We start from the raw sequence: 18374 nt of genomic DNA on the forward strand, positions 1-18374 counted from the left end.
CAAACTTCGAATTTCAGGATGCTTGCATGACGAATGCGACTGCCGACGAGAGACGCGCCCAACGTTGCGCCTCCGCGTTCAGCTTTTTCTGTCCTTCGACGGTGAGCTCATAGAATTTTGCGCGACGGTTGTTGTCGGAGGTGCCCCACTTCGACTTGAGCAGGCCGCGCAACTCCATACGATGGAGAGCCGGGTAGAGGGCACCTTCTTCAACCTTCAGCATCTGTTGCGATGTTTGCTGGATCCACTCGGCCACGTTGTAGCCGTGCAGGGGGCCGCGGAAGAGGGCTTTCAAGATCAGCATCTCGAGCGTACCCTGAATCAATTCGCCGGAATCGGATGTCTGTCCCATAAATGTCTTATGGGAAGCCTAGCCGCCAATCTTCTGATTTGTCAACAGCCGCAAGAAATCCAAGATCCGCAGTGAAAGCTACGTAGGTAGCACTGCGAAATGTTCTCGCTGCGCATCAAGGGGAAAAGGGGCGACCGATCCGATCGCGACGCACTTCCTACCGCTGCAGCAGGTCGATTGGCTTGCTGAAGTCCGTAGCGCGCACATACTTCGCCAGCGTCGGATGCTGGCGCTCCAGTGCAAGGTACATCTCCCACGCGACGCGCCGATAGCTGAAGTGCCCCGCCGGCGCGGATCGGAGTTCGCTGATGTATTGCGCTTCCGCAAAGTCCATCTTGAAGAGGCAGCGAACCCGCGTAGCCAGCGGTAATACGTAAAGCGCCGAAGATGCGGCCTCCGGTGCGGAGCCCGCGGCAATCTTCGCGCTGGCCGCATGTGCAGATTCGATCGCGGCTTGATAGTCGGCCAGCACACCGGCCTCTTCCAGTCCGGCGGCATCACCTGAGTGCGGCGTGTCGAAGCCGTGCACCGCAGTGAATTCCTGCTTGATCTGGGTAACGCGGCGGTGGCGATGCATGTCGCGAAAGCCGCCGATATCCATCAGGATGTCGAAGCGCAATGCCGCCCCGGCGTGGAAGACACGAAGAGCTTCGTCATGCCGCCCGCGATGTTTCAACCCCAACTCGATAATTTCAGAGACACGAGACGAGCCAAGCCCGGCCACAATGTCGCGCACCTGGCGGTAGGGATGTTCGCTGGCCCAATAGATAAGCGTTGCTGCCAATTCAACTTCCAGCGATTCAGTACGCTCCACGAGATCCACAACTGGCGAAGCAGCAGGTGCGATTCCCTTAAGCAGTTCTTTCGAGGCCTGCTCGAGTTCGGCGCGTGTCTCGATCAGGTACTGGTTGGGCTCAGCATACTTAACTAGCGTCGGCGCAGTGCGAACCTCCCGGGTGAGCAGGTTGGCGGCTTCAGCCGACAACTCTGAGTCACCGAGCTTCTCAACAAAGGCCGCCGCAGCGCGAGCGTTCACATTCCAGGCGGGTCCCGTAGCGGCATCGCGCAATTTCGCGCCCAGTTCGCGCACCTCGGCGATGGGATGCGACAGCAGCCGTGAAACCTGTGTCTCCAAGGTGCGGGCATTCACAATCTGGCCAAGTGAAGTATTTGTCGCCAGCGGCAGCAGATAGCGCGCCACATCGAATGCCCGTGCCTTCAGGGTTCGATCGTAAGCCTCCGGTTTCATCGTCTCGGGACAGACGACGCGATCCCGCAACGCTGCGTGAACCGCAGCCGTAGTTCGCTGGTAGGCTGCGAACAGATTCTCAACCGTATCGCTGTAAAGTTTCGCAGACGCGGCATCCGAAACAAATTCCGGAAAGTACCACCCGGACTTCTGAAAATTCTGATAGCGTGTGGACCGTTCTTGCCCGTCCCAGCGCTGCTCATCCACCAGCACAATGGCGGCCAGCAGGCTAAGCCGTTCGACGGCAAATGCAATGTGCGCCAAGTCGGCAATGGAGCGATGACCATATTGGAAATAGAATGTGTTCAGGAACTGCTCGGCACGCTGGGCGCTGATCTCGGTCAGCGATTCGCGCATCGAAAGCGACGAACGCGAGTACTTGGCCATGGCATAGGCCAAGACCTCAGGGTCGGCTCCGTGAACGGCATATATATCGGTCTGATTACGGGCGCCGGACGGCGATACGGTTGCACTCAACAAAGATTCGCTGGACATGGACAAGGGCTCGCGAACAGAATACGGCATTAAGGTTATCGGGGCTGTGAATCCCCGGGACCAGTAAAAGCGTCAAAGACTTAGCTCGGGGGCAAGCGGCAGAATGCGGGAGTTTAAATTGCGCACATCGCAAAGGCCCCGGCCATTACCCACAGGCCGCTGGTCCATGTCTCAGCGCTGGAATGACCTGCTTTTCGCCCACTGGCGCGTGCCTGCTGCGACTATCTCGCATTTCTTGCCCGAGGGACTTCAACCAGATACATACCAAGGTTCAGCGTGGATCGGGATTATCCCCCTATGGATGGATCGATTGAGCTTCCGTGGCATTCCGTCCGTTCCGGGAGTTCGCAGCTTTCCAGAGTTGCACCTTCGTACCTATGTCCACGATCAGCAAACCAACACTCCAGGCATCTACAACTTTTCCGTGGATATCGGCAGTTTGCTCGCCACGGCGGCTGTACGTTTTATCTTCCGCATGTCCTGCAACTGGGCCGAGATGCGGCTCAATCAGCGCACAGAGCGCGAATTCTCGTTTTATAGCCGCCGGTTGTTTGTCAGCAACCCCGTCATGTTCAACGCACGCTACCGGGGCCTCGGCCCAACGCGCCGTCTGGCGGAGATTCGTGGCGGCTCCCTCGAGTATTTCTTTACCGAGCGGTACTGTCTCTTCACTAAAAATCATGCCGGGCAAGCGGTGCGGGCGAATATTCACACCGTAGCGTCTCCACTTGAAGATGCTGAAGCAGAGATTGAGCGCAACGATCTGCCCGCAGCCATGGGAATTCAGGTACAGGATCAGGAACCGGTCCTCCACTATTCCCGCCGCCTGGCTGTATATATATGGCCCGCCGAATTGGCTGTGCCGGTCCGCCGTCGCCAGCGCATTCCCGTGCAAGCCATGCCATCGAATTGACGGCGCGTATTCAATTGCAGTGGGCGCGATTTGCTGCTTCCTGTTGCCAGACCTTTCGCGCCAGCATTAGAAATCCCAACACCGCCAAAAACTGAAATACAAATTTGCCGATGAGGTCCACGCGCGTCCACCCGGCGGAACTGACGTCGCCCGGCACAATGCATCCGAGGACAGCTCCGAAGGAAAGTGCGAAGCGGTGCATGTCGCGCCAGCCACGCGCCCCCGACCAGTAGCGAACCAATGCGAAAGACAGAAGCGCCCAAAGTGGTCCGGCGGCCAGCGGAATCCATAGAGCGATGCCCGAATGGGGTACGAAGATAAGCGTAATAAGCGCGAACCACGCTGCGCCAAAAATGAATGCTTTAAATCCGATGAGCCACGGATTGGCTGCATCGCGGGAATTGCTTTGACCGGAATGCCCATATGCCCGCAGAAGCCATGCAAGGCCGATAAGGATGACGATCGAGGTGATGCCGACAAGGATGAGAATCGCAGGGGGATGGTAGGGCGCTGCGCCGAGCCGGGGGCGCGCCTGCTGGGTCCAGCCATACCAGGCAATGCGGCAGCCGACGAGGAACGCAAGACATGTCGCGATGAGCCCCCGTTTTCGGAGCCAGGGTTGCTCGCCGCGATCGGGAAAGATGAGTTCAGTCACCTGGACAGGCACCAGAACGACCCATACGCTTTCAAATCCGAGCATGAATAGCAGGTAGATCCAGTTGACGCCGAAATCGCGTCCGTAGGCGGCATTGGCTCCCGGGAAGGGCAGTGGGGCGATCGATGTCTGCTGAATGATGAACTCTTCGGCGATTGAGAGCGCGAGGCCAAGACAAAGGAGACTGGTTGCGCCAGCGCGCCACCGGCGCACGAGTTCGCGAGCAAGTAGGGCGCCCCCTCCCCAGACCATGATTTCGGGGATGAGCACGAAGAGGATGCTGAGACGCGTGGAGCCGCTGAGAACCTCGCTGATGACAGGAGCAAGAACCAGCAGGGTCCAGATAGGCGCCCGATACCGCGTCGCAGAGGGTGATTGCCGTTGCGTGTCTGCGAAAGACGATGCAGTTTGCATGAACTACTCCTTTGGGCTCGCGGCAGCCTGCATTGAGGCCCGCGCACCTTTCAGAACAGTCTTGAAATCCCAGGAAAGTTTGCTGGTTGAAATCTCTGCGATAAGACCGCGCACCCAGGCATGTTCGGCTCGCAGCATGGCGATCAAATATTCGCTTTCGACCAGGTTGATGCGCAGCACGTGCTCCAAGGCCCCCGATACCCCGGCGCTGCGCATTTCAATTTCGCTTTCAAGATGTCGTAAACGTTCCTTCAGGCGCGGCAGGGCGTCGGCCGGGGTCAAATGCACCAGGAAACTCATCGCGGCCATGAACTCTGAAGATTCGCGGCGTGGCACCGCGATAATCTGGCGCAGAACGGAAGTAAATTCCTTGCGCCCCTCTGCCGTTATGGAATACGTCGTGCGCTCCGGGCGCCGGCCGTCGCGGCTCGTCGACTTTGCGGCGATTAGATCGGCCTTCGACAGTCGTCCGATTGCGTGATAGAGAGAGCCACGCTTCAGAGCGAGAATTTCATCCTTATGTCGCAGCCGCAGCAAACTCTGCATCTGGTAAGGATGCATCGGGGCTTCCCGCAACAGCGCAAGAACGGCAATTTCCCAAATTCCAAGTTCAGTCTTCATATAGTTCAACTGAACTATATCGTATGAACTATAAGATTGCAACCCCCCTTGGTCTAGAGCACTTGGCGCCGGACCGCTGCGGATCTCGTTCCGGCGAGCCTCTTGCCTATAATTGCCATGGAACTGCCCGGCACAATTGAAGTTAGGCCGGCGCTCAAAGGGGTTGGAACGATGGCGGATCTGCAGGGAAGAATTGCGCTGGTAACGGGGGCCTCCCAGGGAATTGGACGAGCTTGCGCGCTGGAACTCGCGAAAGCCGGAGCTACGGTGGCGTTAGCAGCGCGCAATGAGGCGAAACTGGCCGACGTGGCAGCGGAGATTGCAGCAGCAGGCGGTCAGGCTGCGGCATTTGCCCTAGACGTAGCGAGCGAGGAATCCATTAAGAACGGCGCCAAGGCCGTAATCGACCGCTTCGGCAAGGTCGAAATCCTCGTCAACAACGCCGGCATCACCCGCGATGATCTGATGATGCGCATGAAACGAAGCGACTGGGATGATGTGCTGAGCACCAATCTCACCGGCGCGTTTCTGCTTACGCAAGCTCTGCTCCGCCAGATGATGAAGAACCGCTGGGGCCGCATCATCAACATCACCAGCGTGGTCGGGCGCACGGGGCAGGAAGGCCAGGTAAACTACGCCGCATCGAAGGCCGGGCTGATTGGATTCACGCGGTCGCTTGCGCGCGAGGTAGCCTCACGTGGCATCACGGTCAACGCTGTCGCCCCGGGGTATATTGAAACGCCGATGACGACGGTGCTCGGCGAAAAGCTGCGCGAAAAAATGATCGAGCAGATTCCACTCGGCCGTTCGGGAACCGACGCGGAAATTGCCCAGCCGGTAGTGTTTTTAGCATCGGATGCGGCCGCCTACATAACCGGTCACGTGCTGGATGTTAATGGCGGCATGTTCATGGGCGGGTGAGTCGCAATTATTACTCGGCAGCACTTTTATTGCGGAGGGGCCGAATCGTCATCGCGTTGACGCGGCGGAACCATCACGGCAACCGAGGTGGCAAGAAAAGCGCCATTCTTCACTGAACCTTCAGTCCGAATCATGTCGCCAATCTGGATATCGCCCAGGGTGATAGGATCGCGGCGTTTGCGAAACGTGGTGTTTTCGTCGGCTACAAAGGTGTGCGTCGCATTATCCGGACCGCCTTGCAACGTCACCTTCACTTCGTTGATGGAGGTGACTTTTCCCATCAGCCAGGTTTTCCCGTAATTGGCCTGCATCTCGCGCATCTCTTTAGCGCGCTCGGGATCTATCTGCACTATGGCGATGGCGCCGACTGATTTCGTGTTGGCATCCATTTCGCCCGTGGCGCCGATGGCATCTCCCACTTTGATGTCGCCGGCTTTGATCGGTGTAGGAGTCGGGGGCGGCTGAAATTCGCCGTCGTTATTCCCGCCTTGGCCGCGACGAAAGCCACCACCGTTGCCTTTCATGATGCGAGTATTCACGCTGTAGTGAATCGTGTAGAGTTCGCCATTCTCAGTTTTGACGGTGAAGTGCTCAGGCGTGATCTCGGTAACCGTACCCAGCACTCCGCGGCCCATAATCCCGCCGCCCCATCCGCCGCGATTCCCGCGCTGCCCAGGACTGCGCCCCTGCGCCGACTTCGCTGGATTCGCCTGGCTCGGATTCTGAGGAGCACCTGTGTCCTGGGCGACGGCAACAAAACTCGAAACGCCGAATGAGAGAAGAAGCGCCAACGAAACGTAACTGCCTTTCATATTTCTCCCGGAGGCAATCAACTCCACTGGGTAGACGGACGCCAAGCATGAACGGATGACGTTCATCTCCGAATCATCCAGCGATTGCATCGATGATTATTGCCTTTTGGGGGTCTGCGACGATAGCAATTCTTCAAATTCCGGCAATCCCTGCAAAGAAGCAAACTCGCTGTCGGCGATGATCTTCTTGGGGTTGGCGTAGCCCTCGCTGATTGCCATGCGCAAGTATTGAATTGCACGGTCAGGCATCCCCGCCCGCACGCAACCCTTGGCCATGTAGTAATTCATGGCCCCGCGATCCGACACGGATGCCGGATTCTCAACGCGCGGTCGCGTGCTGTTGTCGAAAATTTGTGGATCGATTTTCAGTGCGGCTTTGTACTCTTCCCAGCCCTTCTTATACTTATGCTGCGAGAGCAGGTTAGTCCCAAGATTCTTTCGAATCAGCGCAGAACCGGGATCATCCTTCAACGCCTTGCGGTACATCTTCTCTGCGCTGTGATAATCCTTCATTGCATCGTAGACGGTCCCCAGATTGTTCAGGACATTTGAGCTTTTAGGAGCAAGCTTGTCAGAAGTCCGGTAACAATGCATCGCGTCGGTCAAATTGAACATCAATTGGTAGGCGATGCCCATCTTGTTCCAAACTACGGCATCGTCAGGTGGGGCTTTCTTGTAGGCCTCGATGGCTGCCTGATACCGTTGATGGGCCATCAGAGCATCCCCAATCTGTTCAGGGGTTGCTTCAGCCTTGGGCAGGGAAGTGATCGAAATTGCAGCGGTCGCAGGCTTGGTTGTACCCGGAGACTGTGTAGCAGGAGGCTGAGCCTGGCTCAGTGCGGAGGTGCTCACAATGGCTGCCATCAGGATAGCCGGCAGCAAGCGTTCATCGAACCTGCTCATAATCCCCTCCTCGAGAAGGAATCGAGGCGACAAACCAGCATCATCGTCACATGAAATTAGAGCACCAATTTGTACATCATCGTCAAGTTCGTTTGATTCACCGGTGCAAACTGGATTGTGAGAGTCATGAGACGGAACTACCGTCTGGCTCCAACTTGCTTGAAATGAGGATCTTCACGTCATGAGCTCGACAATCGCTTTCCCCCCGCAATCCGATCTCGCGCAGCGTTTCCGCACTGTTCGGTTGCGTACACTAGCTATTTGCAAGCCACTGACCCCTGAGGACATGATGGTGCAGTCCTGCGCCGAGGCCTCGCCCGCTAAGTGGCATCTTGCCCATACGGCCTGGTTCTTTGAGTCGTTCGTCCTGAAAGAGTTTTTGCCCGGCTACAGGCTTTTTAACCAGGACTTTCCCTGGCTGTTCAACAGCTATTACCGTAGTTTTGCGGATTTCCCTGAAAAGCGGCTGCGCGCGTCGTTCTCACGGCCCGGTCTCGATGAGGTAATCAGCTACCGAAGCTATGTGGACGAAGCCATCGAGAGATTGCTCGAGGTGAACTCGGATCCGGAAGCGCTCCGCAGAATCGAACTGGGAGCCAATCACGAGGAGCAGCACCAGGAGCTATTGCTCACTGACATCCTTCACGCGTTTTATACCAATCCTCTTCGGCCCGTTTACCGGCGATCCGATTCCGAGCAAAACATAACAGCAGCGCAGCCCGATCCGCTGCACTTTATTCATTTCCCTGGCGGTCTTGTTGACGTTGGATTTTCAGGTTCCGGATTCTGTTACGACAATGAATTGCCTCGGCACCGCGTATGGCTTGCCCCTTACGCGTTGGCAGATAGACTCGTTACAAATCGCGAATATGCAGAGTTCATCGCCGACGGCGGTTATCGCAAATCGGAACTTTGGCTATCGGCCGGTTGGGATGCGATCGAACAGAACCGCTGGCGCGCGCCACTCTACTGGAATGAAGCAGGCGAGAGCTGGACGCTATACACCCTGCGCGGTGAGACCTCCCTTGAAGAAGCCGCCAATGCTCCTGTAAGCCACATCAGTTACTTTGAAGCCGACGCCTACGCACGCTGGGCCGGTAAGCGCCTGCCCACCGAACTCGAGTGGGAAGTTGCCGCCGCAGGTCAGCCCGCGCGCGGCAATTTGTTGGATGCCGAATTTTTTGTGCCCGCCTCCGCACCTGCTGCGTCTAACCCCGGTGACCAGTCACGCCAGCTTTGGGGCGATTGCTGGGAATGGACTGCGAGTGCGTATCTCGGCTATCCGGGATTCGCGCCGCTGGAAGGTTCGCTCGGCGAATATAACGGAAAATTCATGAGCGGTCAGATGGTGCTGCGCGGCGGGTCCTGCGTGACACCGCAAGCCCATATTCGCTCGAGTTATCGCAATTTTTTTCCACCAGAAACGCGTTGGCAATTTTCCGGAATCCGATTGGCAGACAAGTAACTCCCATAAGTGGAGGCGCATCCAAACTAACTGCATGACTACAATCCCTCTTTCCCCATCCAGCTTTCACGTTTCAGACAAGATCGCCTCTTCGGTGTACGAGGGATTGATGTCGTCGCCCAAATGGTTGCCCTCCTGGCTCTTCTACGATGCCGCAGGATCGCGGCTGTTCGATCAGATTACGCAGATACCCGAGTACTACGTAACGCGTACAGAGCGCTCAATCCTGACCGCCCACGCCGCTGAGATCGTGTCGCGTGCTGCGGGCGAGAACTCGTTGCGACTCGTAGAACTCGGCGCCGGTTCTGCTGACAAGACACGGCTCTTGCTCAGTGCGGCAGTCAATCGCCAGGACACCGTGTTCTATGAACCGATGGATGTCTCTGCCAGCGCACTTGTTGAAGCCCAGATTCGCATCGAAAACGAAATTCCCGGTGTCCTTGTGTGTCCGCGTGTGCAGGACTACACCCAGGACATTGAACTCGATGCGACGCTGCCCAGCGAACGCCGCCTGGTCCTTTACATTGGATCGAGTATTGGCAACTTTGAGCCCGGCGAATCTCTCATGTTGCTTGAGCGTGTGCGCGCGGCTCTTGATCCCGGGGATTGCCTGCTTCTTGGTGTAGATCTCGTCAAGGATGAGTCCGTGTTGCACACTGCCTATGATGATGCTGCCGGAGTGACCGCGGCATTCAACCGCAATGTGCTTGTCCGTCTCAATCGCGAACTGGATGCCGATTTTCGTCCGGAGACATTCGCGCATCGCGCTGTCTGGAACAGCGCAGATTCACGCATGGAAATGCACCTTGTCAGCAACATCAAGCAAACCGTCTGGCTGCCGGCAATCGACGTGCGCGTGAATTTTGAGGCAGGCGAAAGCATCCACACAGAGAACAGCTACAAGTACCGCAAGGGCTGTGCTGAAGCGCTTCTTCAAAAAGCTGGCTTCGCACCCGAAATTACCTGGACCGATGAGAACGAGTGGTTCGCAGTGTGCCTGGCGCGAGCCGTCTAGAGCTCGGAAACTAGATGTCGATTCAATAAAAAAGGGCACTCTCGGCAGAGTGCCCTCATTTTTTTCTGACTTTTGCCGCTACTTTGTCGATGCGATTCGCAGCAATAGAATGTCATGGCTTGGCAGCTCAATCGCCATGTCGCTTGTCAAATCCAAGTCCTTGCCGGTCCACAGATCCTTCGCATGCTGCGAACCGTGTAATCCCAGCCGCGGAAGATCGATATGAAATGGATGCGTTGAATACAGGTCGCTTCCGACGTTAATGATGGCGATCGCTTTCGCTCCGTCTTTCAAATCACGAGCCCATACTTCCACTTCACCCTTGCTGTAAATGAAGCGCGCTTGGTGCCCCAGCGAATCCTGGTTGATGGCGATGACGTCGCGATTGGTCAGAATGGCTTTGATCTCGGGCTTCATGTTGGGCAAATCGTTGCCGGCCAGCAGCGGCGCGGACAGCATGGCCCACATCGAAAAGTGCGTGCGACTCTCAGCCATCGACAATTTACCGTTGCCCACTTCCAGCATGTCGGGATCGTTCCAGTGGCCGGGGCCGGCGTACGTCTCCAGTCCCTTCTGCTGCTCGAGGATGTCATAGACACTCTGCCACCGAGCCTCAATGTCGCCAGTCGTGCGCCAGGAGTTTCCGCCGAGGGCTGGCGCCCACTCCCACACGGAATCCCATCCATACTGGCATAACGAATAGACGATCGGGCGTCCGGTCGCCTTCAGCGCCTTTCCCATCTTGTCGTAGGCAGCAATCATCAGCCGCATCTGCGCGGCCTTGTCATGGGGCGCCTGCTTTTGCATCACCGCGGGAATGAAGCTGCACAGATCGTATTTAAGATAGTCGATGCCCCACTCGGCATACATCTTCGCGTCCTGTTCCTCATGGCCAAGTGAGCCTTCAAAGTTGGCGCAGGTCTTGGGTCCGGGTGAGGAATAGATGCCAAGTTTCAATCCCTTCGAATGCACATAATCCGCCAGTGCCTTCATGTCGGGAAACTTGGAGTTGGTATGAAGCACGCCGTTCGCGTCGCGCTCGCCTTCCCACGTGTCGTCGATGTTGACGTAGATGTAGCCTGCGTCCTTCATGCCGCTGGCAACGATCTGGTCGGCTGAATCGCGAATATTCTTGTCCGTAACTTTCCCGGCAAAGTAGTTCCAGCTGTTCCATCCCATCGGTGGAGTTTGCGCAATTGACGATGGCATCTGTGCCATTGCAGAAACTGAAGCGAGTGCGAATACAGCAAGCGGAAGCGAACCTAAAATGCGCATCGATGAGTCTCCATTGGAAACGATTACAACTGGGAATACTAACCCGCCGCGCCGCCGTTGACAATCGCTTGATTTGATCGTCCCCATCGATTTGCCGTCTGAAATCAAGCCCTGACGTGCGAACATCTCTCCACGATGGATGAACCCCAGTCCACCTTACCGCCGCCGCAGCTTCTTCGCCGCCAACTCAGCTTGCGCGATCTCACGATCTCCCAAGTCCTGTGCGTCGTGGGCGCCAGTTGGGTGGGCGTAGCTGCCGGGGTAGGCAAGGCTGAAACCCTCTTGTGGATCGGCGCGATGCTCCTCTTCTATCTTCCGATGGCCGCATCCGTCATCGGCCTCAACCGTGTCATGCCGCTTGAGGGCGGCCTCTATGCATGGGCGCATCGAGCCTTCGGAGACCTCGTCGGATTTCTGACGGCGTGGAATATCTGGTTCTACGGCATCGCGGTGACAGCCGCCATTCTCTACCAGATTCCAACCGAGCTTGCCTACCTCATCGGGCCGGCTGCCGCACGATTACCTGAAAATCGAATAGCCTCACTGCTCATCGTCACAGCTCTGATTGCGGCGCTCAGCTGGGCGGAACTGCGCGGCCTCGAAATCGGCAAGTGGATTCACAACGCGGGCGGAATAGCTATGATGATCGCCTTTGCTGCGCTTATTTGCCTCGGCCCATGGGCCATGCTGCGCCATATTCCAGTCCATTGGACTCCGCTCGCACTCTCCGCTCCGCCCCGCGACCTGCGCACCTTTGCGCTCTTCGGCCAGATGCTGTTCGGCGCTCTATGTGGCCTCGAATACATCGCCATTCTTGCGGGTGAGAGTAAGAGTCCTGAGCGAACCATCACCCAGTCCGTGTGGATCGCTTCGCCGATCATCTGCGCCATGTTCATCCTTGGCACAGGCTCCGTCGCAGCCTTCGTTCCTCGCGGCGACATCAACTTCATTGCGCCCATTCCGCAGACATTCCGCATGGCTCTCGGAAACGAAGGAATCGGAAACTTTCTTGCCACCGCTGCCATTCTCTTGGTTGAAATCAGGCTCCTCGGAGCAGTAAGCCTTTTAATGACGGGCGTAAGCCGGCTTCCCCTAGCGGTCGGGTGGGACGCGCTGATTCCCGCATGGTTCACACGCCTGCATCCGCGTTGGAAGACGCCGTCCAATTCGATTCTTTCGACCTCCGCACTGATATTTCTGCTGATCGTGCTGGCCAATGTCGGCGTCCAAGCGCAGGAGGCCTTTCAGCTTCTCTCCAATGCGAGCCTCACGCACTATCAAGTGGCGTACCTCGCCATGTTTGCAATTCCGCTGCTGGGTGCGGCATCGCTACGCAGTTCGCTTCCCCGGTCCCTCAAGTGGACTTCGATCGTAGGACTGTGCGCGACCCTGTTCAGCCTGCTGATCTCGGCTTATCCATTCGTCGATGTAGTAAACCCCATCGCCTACGCCGCAAAGATCATGGGCACATTGCTGCTCAGCAACCTGGTCGCATTTACCTTTTATCAGCTGCGGATGCGCTCCGCGAGACGTACCTCATTTGTGGCAACGTCGAGAAGCTGATTCGCAAGATTGACCTTCGGGCTCAGTTTATGGCCGTCGCATTCCGCGCATCGAGAGTCATCGAATTCGACCCTGCATTTACCCGCACCGCCTGCAGCCATACCAGCGCCTGATTATTGAAACGCGTTGAAATCATCAGGTAATAGGTTCCCGGAGGCACGCCCGGGAAAGTAGCGCCCCCGTTTACGTCAGCGCGAACCGAAGAAACCGCACCCGCCTTGATTGCGTTCATGATGGTCTGGCAGTCCGGAGTGCGATTGCCACAGGCAAGCCCCAGAAACTTGAACGGAGTCGTCCCTGCCGGAATATTAACGCCCGATTGCGTAATCGTATCGTTGAAGCTCTTCCGCAGCAGCACATACGGGTGGTTGGCCAGCGGATTCACTTGACCCGGCGTTGCCGGAAATCCCGACACAATCGTGAACGTGGCATTCCCCAGCGTTGCACTCGACGTCGAGAGAGTCCCGCCGCCGTTCGCCGGTCCGGTCCCGGTTCCAGTTGCCGATCCAGTCGCTGAGGCGCTCATCATCGTCGCCGAACCGCCGCTCATAGGAATCGTTTTGCTCGGGCTCAGCGCGGCCAGATTGCAGGTCTGCTCCATGGGCGCAAACGTAAAGTCATCGTTGTCGTCCTGCCCCGTCACAATACGGCCATGCACCTGGTATGGTCCTGTGGTTGTCGGCACCAGCGAACCATCCGGGTTGAATCCCAAAATCAGCGGATGATCCGGCGCCTCGACCTTAATCTGAGCGCCGCCACCCGTTGCCATCACCGTGTAGGGATAGGCGCGAGCTGCATCCGGACCGCACCCCAGAATCGCGGATTCGGGATAGAACTCCACGCTGAACCCGGTAGATGCAGCGAAGATACCGTGCATGCGGATTCCCGCCGGAGTGGGAGGACCTTTGTCGCCGCCGAAAGCAGTTTTCAGCAAATCGGTCTGCATAGTCTGAATGCCTACGCCTGCACCTTTGGAAGTGAGATTTAGAGCGGGGCAGGTGGCGGTTCGAGGCACGAACGAAGTTGTGCCGGGCGTGGACTGGCCGGGCACGTAGGTGCTGGAGGTGTGCGTGGTGGTCACGTCGTATGTGCCTCCGCCAGCATACGTGGCGTTAGCGTTCGCCGCTCCTCCGGGTATCATGTTTGCGTTCATGCGTTCGGTGGTGTTGTAACTCTGGGTTTCTGTGTGTCCGGGCGTTGAAGTTCCGGGAGTGTATCCACCGGCGACAACTCCCTGGATGGTGACAGGTCCGGGACCGGAAATGGTGCCGTCGGGGTGGAAGGTCAGATTGAGCGGCTTGGGCCTGGTGTCGATGATGAGCGCGGTGCGGTTGGGCTCGAACTTGATGCTGTAGCTTTCCTGGTTGGGCGAGAGGAACGAGCAATTCACCAGAACGCCGCCGTCAATAAAGTCGAGCCGCCAGCCGGCGCCTTGAAAGACTCCAGCCATCACCGGCCCAGGCGCCGGCGTCTTGTCCGCTCCAGGAAGAATCTGCGAGATCATGCCGCTGAACATGCCGAGCAGCGAATTGCCGGTGCAGCTGGAGGGCAGGCGGCCCGAACTCACGCACCGCCGCATTGCCCTTTCTTCCGCATTCTTCGGCGGTGTCACTTGAGCTGCTCCGCCCTGCTGATATGAAGTCGGCGAAGGTGCCTTCATCTGCTGCTCCGCTTTCTGCACGTTTGCGTTGTAGAGATCCTGCTGTTTCTGCTGGAACGCCTTAGCCGCGGCGACTTGCTTTGCCGATGGCTGTGTGCAGGTTGGCAACAGTTTTTTCAATGCACCGCGCGAGACATAGGTGTAGGAGTTGAGACCGGTGGGGGTGAGGTGATCGGGATGCGCAACCATGCAGTTGCTGGTGTCAGACGTGTCGCGGATGTTGCAATTTTCGATGTAGATGTGTTCGCCGTTGCAGATATAGGTAACGCCAATCGGGATATCTTGCGGTGCGGCCTGCCCGCTCGCAGGCAACGCGGCAACAGCTGCAACGATCGTCATTACGAGTGAGAAGAGATAGACGCGGGAGAGAAACCGATTCATGATTACCCCCGGAGAAGGTTTTGAGGTCCCAAGAAATTGTCATGAGCAAGACCAGAAGCGGTGGGCCTGCGGGGAGAGGAGGCCTGATGGTATCGCGATCTCTAGGTGAGTATCAACAGGAAACGCAGAATCGCTGAAAGATTAGTCCGTCGCGCGAGCGACCGCATAGCGAGGCGTCGCCGCCATTAGCTCTTCGATCGCTGCAACCGAACCGATGCCGCCCCGCGCTCCTGAACAAGTGCAGTTCAACGCGGCGGCAGCGCACGCGTAGTCAAGTTGGCGATCTAGTGGCCAATCCTGCAGAAGCCCGTAGATGAACCCCGCATGAAAAATATCGCCTGCGCCCGTCGTGTCGACCACGGGCACGCGATAAGCCGCAGACCAATAAAACTGCTTGCCGTCCCACGCCAGCACGCCATCTTCGCCCAGCGTCGCCGCGGTCAACGTGCAACCAAAGCGCTTCTTCGCAGTTCGCAGAGCCTGCTCCAGATTGCGTTCACCGGTAAGACGCGTCGGAAAATCGCGGCTCACAACCAGGTAATCAACGTTGGCGATCAATTCATCAACGCCGGCATAGGTCTCGTCGAGATCGGCAATCACCGGAACCCCTGCGGAACGAGCCCAAGACGCGGCCTGCGTGGCGGCCGCCGTTTCAAACCCATCCACATGCAGCGCGCGGGCATTCACAATCCAGTCGCGATTCAAATTCTCAGGCTGCAGCAGCAATCGCTCATCACGCCTGCAGAGAACGGTTCGCTCACCGCCCTCATCCACGAGAATGAGCGACTGCGGACTAGCTGCATCGGGAACAGTGATCAGGTGCGCGTCAACCCCGGTACGCGCAAATTCGCGGCGATGCAGATTACCGGCGTCGTCGTCACCCAATTTACCCACGTAGCGCGTCTTCAATCCCCAGGTCTGGCACGCGATAATCGTGGTGGCTGTCTGCCCGCCCGGCAGAACGCTGGCGTTAGTGTATTCAGTCTTGGAACCGCGGGAAGGGAAGTGTACCAGCGGAATTAGCGTGTCAATGGCGTTGAGGCCCACGCCCACGAGGTCAACTTTAGCCGTCTCCGCCATTAACGTCATTGTAAAGGTGCGAGATCGAATTTGTCGGTACCGCGGCTAATTAGGAGAAGCGCGTCGCCTTCCATAACAGCCACCCACCCCCGCCGGCAGAGACCAGCAGAATCGCCGAAAGCACTCCCACCCAGCCAAAGTTCATCGCAAGCTCAGGCACCCGCGCATTCACTCCAAGCCAGATGAATACCCCCACTCCAGCGGCGAGAATGCCATAATCCCACCAAGCGCGGCGTTCCGTCACCTTCGTCGGCGACTCGCCCGCATACGATTGCACCACGCGGTCATAGTCGAGGTCATATCGTGCGCACTCGCGCACCAGCACCTCGCGCATTGATCCTCGTTCTTTCTCTGTGGCGACGGCCGTACTGACAGCAAGCGCGCCACAGATCATCACCAGCGAGCCAGCAACCACCAGCAGGCGATGCGCCGCATCGGCATGCGCCAGTTCGCCGAACACCAGCGCTCCCCACGCTAATCCCCACGTCTGGTTCGTATTCGAAAGTGGAATACCGCGCCCGATACCAAGGTATTTCGTGGCGAACTGCTGAAACAGATCGCCGATCACCCACACGAACCCGCCAAGAAAAAGCCAGAAAAGCAAATGCCGTATTTCGCCAGAGTGGAAGACTGCCGCATTCGTTCCCCCATCGAGCGCCAGCACCAGTGCAATCATCGTTCCCAGTTCGCCCACAGTAAAAACGGTGACGAACGAAAGCGGGTTCATGCCGCTGATATACGCCTTGCGATAGGGAATATACATCGTTCCCCACATGAGGCTCGCCCCGATCGCAGCGAGAATTCCTCCAAGCGCGCGGTTGTGCGCACCCCCGGCGTGAATAGTGCTGAAGCCGAGCATCACGGCAGCAGCGACGATGGCGAGTGAGCCGAGAACGACTTTGGCGATATTCACCCGGCTGGCGCCTTTCAATTCGCCAAACAGCAATCGACCCCACAGAATTCCAATCAACGAGTTCGTATTCCACAACGGAAACGCAATCGCCAGTCCCACGTCGCGAATCGCAAAGACGGTTAGGGTATTAGCAACGGCCCAAAGCATGCCAGCGAGAATGGCGATGGGAATCAGGTGCCGGTGCTCGCTGAGATCGGCAAACACCTGCCGCGTCCCCTTCAGCAAAGTCGGAACAGTCCACCGTGCTGTAAATACGCCTGCCACCATGCAGAGTGAAATCGCATACGGAGACAGCCCGGAATTGACCAGCTTGGTGGGAGCCTCAGCAGCGCCGAGCCACACCCCTGCTGCCAGTCCGCAGATCACACCGATCCCGTGTACAGATGGTGTAATGACAGCAGGTAACTTAGTGCGGGACGCTGGACTCATGATTTTCTCGCCGTTCCCTTCAGGCAATCTCTCCCGCGACCCTACCGCAAATCAATGCCTGATCCGAATCGCTCAATGCAGAACAATAAGAAGCGCTAGCCCAAAGCACAAGACCACCACAGGAATCATGAAATGAGTGTCGGTCAGCATCGTCTTCGTCTTATGAAAAGTCATCATCTGATTTAGCCTTGGGTTCATCCCTACTTCAATGAGGTCATGTCGATCACGAACCGATATTTCACGTCCTGTTTCAACATACGCTCAAAGGCTTCGTTGATCTGCTGGATCGGGATCACTTCGACTTCTGCGGTGATGTTGTTGCGGCCGCAGTAGTCCAGCATCTCCTGCGTCTCGGGCATGCCGCCAATCATCGATCCTGCTATCGATGCGCGCTTGGTGATCAGCGCAAACATGTTGATCGATGGAGGCTTTTCCGGCAGCCCCACCAATGTAATCGTGCCGTCCTGCTTCAGGAGTGAAAGATAGGGTTCAAGCGCGTGCGGAGCCGAAGCGGTGTCAAGAATGAAGTCAAAGCTGCCCGCATGTTTCTTCATCGCAGCTTCATCGGTTGAGAGCACAACTTCGTCAGCGCCCAGCTTGATTGCATCGTCCCTCTTCTTCAGCGACGTAGTCAGTTGCACGGTATGCGCGCCGAACGAATGTGCAAATTTGAGCCCCATGTGGCCCAGTCCGCCAAGGCCCACGATCCCTACTTTTTTACCCTTACCGGCATTCCAGTGGCGCAGGGGAGAATAGGTCGTAATTCCCGCGCACAGCAGAGGCGCAACCGCGGCGAGGTTCAGATTTGCGGGAACCGTGTGCGCGAACCGCTCGTCGACTACGTAATTGTTGGAATAGCCGCCCATGGTAATTGAGCCATCCACGCGATCCTTCGCTGCGTAGGTCAGCGTGGATCCTTCAAAGCAAAAATGCTCTTCGCCGCGATTGCAGGGTTCGCAGTGACGGCAGGAATCAATGATCACGCCGACCGCCGCAATATCTCCGGCCTTGAATTTTGTTACAGACTTCCCCGCAGCAGCGACGCGCCCCACAATCTCGTGCCCTGGAACCATGGGATAAACAGCATTGCCCCACTCGTTCCGCGCCATATGCAGATCAGAGTGGCAGACGCCGCAGTAAAGAATGTCAATCACGATTTCTGTCGGTTCAGGCTCGCGACGACTGAAGTTATGTGGACCAAGTGGCGATTTTGCGTCGAGAGCGGCAAACCCTTTAGATGGCGGCATGAATTGTTTCC

16 protein-coding genes are annotated in these 18374 nt (G+C 57.2%); 5 read left to right on the forward strand and 11 right to left on the reverse strand.

Translation table 11 applies throughout. From position 1 onward, the window contains the following. Positions 1-13: 13 nt before the first annotated feature. Entirely contained in the window at positions 14-352 is a 339-nt protein-coding gene (locus P8935_RS07430; protein ID WP_348264357.1) for a PadR family transcriptional regulator, read from the reverse strand. A gap of 157 nt (positions 353-509) precedes the next feature. Next, the gene (locus P8935_RS07435) at positions 510-2096 is read right to left on the reverse strand and encodes an FAD-dependent thymidylate synthase (protein WP_348264358.1); all 1587 of its coding nucleotides are present in this window, start codon (positions 2094-2096) and stop codon (positions 510-512) included. Positions 2097-2262: 166 nt separating this feature from the next. Between P8935_RS07435 and P8935_RS07440 the strand changes: the two genes are divergently transcribed. Then, positions 2263-3009: a DUF2071 domain-containing protein gene (locus P8935_RS07440; protein WP_348264359.1), complete on the forward strand. Its 747-nt coding sequence runs from the start codon at positions 2263-2265 to the stop codon at positions 3007-3009. 10 nt (positions 3010-3019) lie between these two features. Here the strand turns inward: P8935_RS07440 and P8935_RS07445 are convergent, their stop codons facing one another. Together P8935_RS07445 and P8935_RS07450 are read right to left on the reverse strand one after the other, a co-directional pair. Then, complete coding sequence (locus P8935_RS07445) at positions 3020-4078, reverse strand: hypothetical protein (RefSeq protein WP_348264360.1); 1059 nt, start codon at positions 4076-4078, stop codon at positions 3020-3022. Between the two features lie 3 nt (positions 4079-4081). Then, entirely contained in the window at positions 4082-4699 is a 618-nt protein-coding gene (locus P8935_RS07450; RefSeq protein WP_348264361.1) for a PadR family transcriptional regulator, read from the reverse strand. A gap of 171 nt (positions 4700-4870) precedes the next feature. Between P8935_RS07450 and fabG the strand changes: the two genes are divergently transcribed. After that, positions 4871-5620, forward strand: a complete 750-nt coding sequence (gene fabG / locus P8935_RS07455) for a 3-oxoacyl-[acyl-carrier-protein] reductase (protein ID WP_348265316.1) — start codon at positions 4871-4873, stop codon at positions 5618-5620. Positions 5621-5646: 26 nt separating this feature from the next. Here fabG and P8935_RS07460 read toward each other — a convergent pair whose 3' ends face one another. Both P8935_RS07460 and P8935_RS07465 read right to left on the reverse strand, forming a co-directional pair. Continuing rightward, positions 5647-6432: a DUF5666 domain-containing protein gene (locus P8935_RS07460; RefSeq protein ID WP_348264362.1), complete on the reverse strand. Its 786-nt coding sequence runs from the start codon at positions 6430-6432 to the stop codon at positions 5647-5649. 96 nt (positions 6433-6528) lie between these two features. Beyond that, positions 6529-7335: a tetratricopeptide repeat protein gene (locus P8935_RS07465; RefSeq protein WP_348264363.1), complete on the reverse strand. Its 807-nt coding sequence runs from the start codon at positions 7333-7335 to the stop codon at positions 6529-6531. A gap of 181 nt (positions 7336-7516) precedes the next feature. Here P8935_RS07465 and egtB point away from each other — a divergent pair, with 181 nt between their 5' ends. Next, positions 7517-8800 carry an ergothioneine biosynthesis protein EgtB gene (gene egtB / locus P8935_RS07470; RefSeq protein ID WP_348264364.1) on the forward strand — a complete coding sequence of 428 codons (1284 nt, stop codon included), beginning with the start codon at positions 7517-7519 and terminating at the stop codon, positions 8798-8800. A gap of 34 nt (positions 8801-8834) precedes the next feature. Continuing rightward, positions 8835-9815, forward strand: coding sequence for an L-histidine N(alpha)-methyltransferase (egtD, locus tag P8935_RS07475; protein WP_348264365.1), 981 nt, complete (start codon positions 8835-8837; stop codon positions 9813-9815). 78 nt (positions 9816-9893) lie between these two features. On the opposite strand, the gene P8935_RS07480 is transcribed toward egtD, so the two are convergent. Further along, positions 9894-11090 (reverse strand): glycoside hydrolase family 27 protein, encoded by a 1197-nt coding sequence (locus tag P8935_RS07480; protein ID WP_348264366.1) that lies wholly within the window; start codon positions 11088-11090, stop codon positions 9894-9896. A gap of 135 nt (positions 11091-11225) precedes the next feature. On the opposite strand from P8935_RS07480, the gene P8935_RS07485 reads away from it, so the two are divergent. After that, complete coding sequence (locus P8935_RS07485) at positions 11226-12653, forward strand: APC family permease (protein ID WP_348264367.1); 1428 nt, start codon at positions 11226-11228, stop codon at positions 12651-12653. A gap of 22 nt (positions 12654-12675) precedes the next feature. Here P8935_RS07485 and P8935_RS07490 read toward each other — a convergent pair whose 3' ends face one another. The 4 genes from P8935_RS07490 to P8935_RS07505 form a co-directional block, all read right to left on the reverse strand. Continuing rightward, a complete protein-coding gene (locus P8935_RS07490) occupies positions 12676-14694 on the reverse strand; it encodes a hypothetical protein (protein ID WP_348264368.1) in 2019 nt (672 codons plus the stop codon). 141 nt (positions 14695-14835) lie between these two features. Continuing rightward, positions 14836-15774: a carbohydrate kinase family protein gene (locus P8935_RS07495; protein WP_348264369.1), complete on the reverse strand. Its 939-nt coding sequence runs from the start codon at positions 15772-15774 to the stop codon at positions 14836-14838. 49 nt (positions 15775-15823) lie between these two features. Next, a complete protein-coding gene (locus tag P8935_RS07500; protein WP_348264370.1) occupies positions 15824-17116 on the reverse strand; it encodes a GRP family sugar transporter in 1293 nt (430 codons plus the stop codon). Between the two features lie 200 nt (positions 17117-17316). Continuing rightward, positions 17317-18363 (reverse strand): NAD(P)-dependent alcohol dehydrogenase, encoded by a 1047-nt coding sequence (locus P8935_RS07505; RefSeq protein ID WP_348264371.1) that lies wholly within the window; start codon positions 18361-18363, stop codon positions 17317-17319. Between the last annotated feature and the right edge of the window lie 11 nt (positions 18364-18374).

It is taken from the genome of Telmatobacter sp. DSM 110680, assembly GCF_039994875.1.
Taxonomy (GTDB): Bacteria; Acidobacteriota; Terriglobia; order Terriglobales; family Acidobacteriaceae; genus Telmatobacter.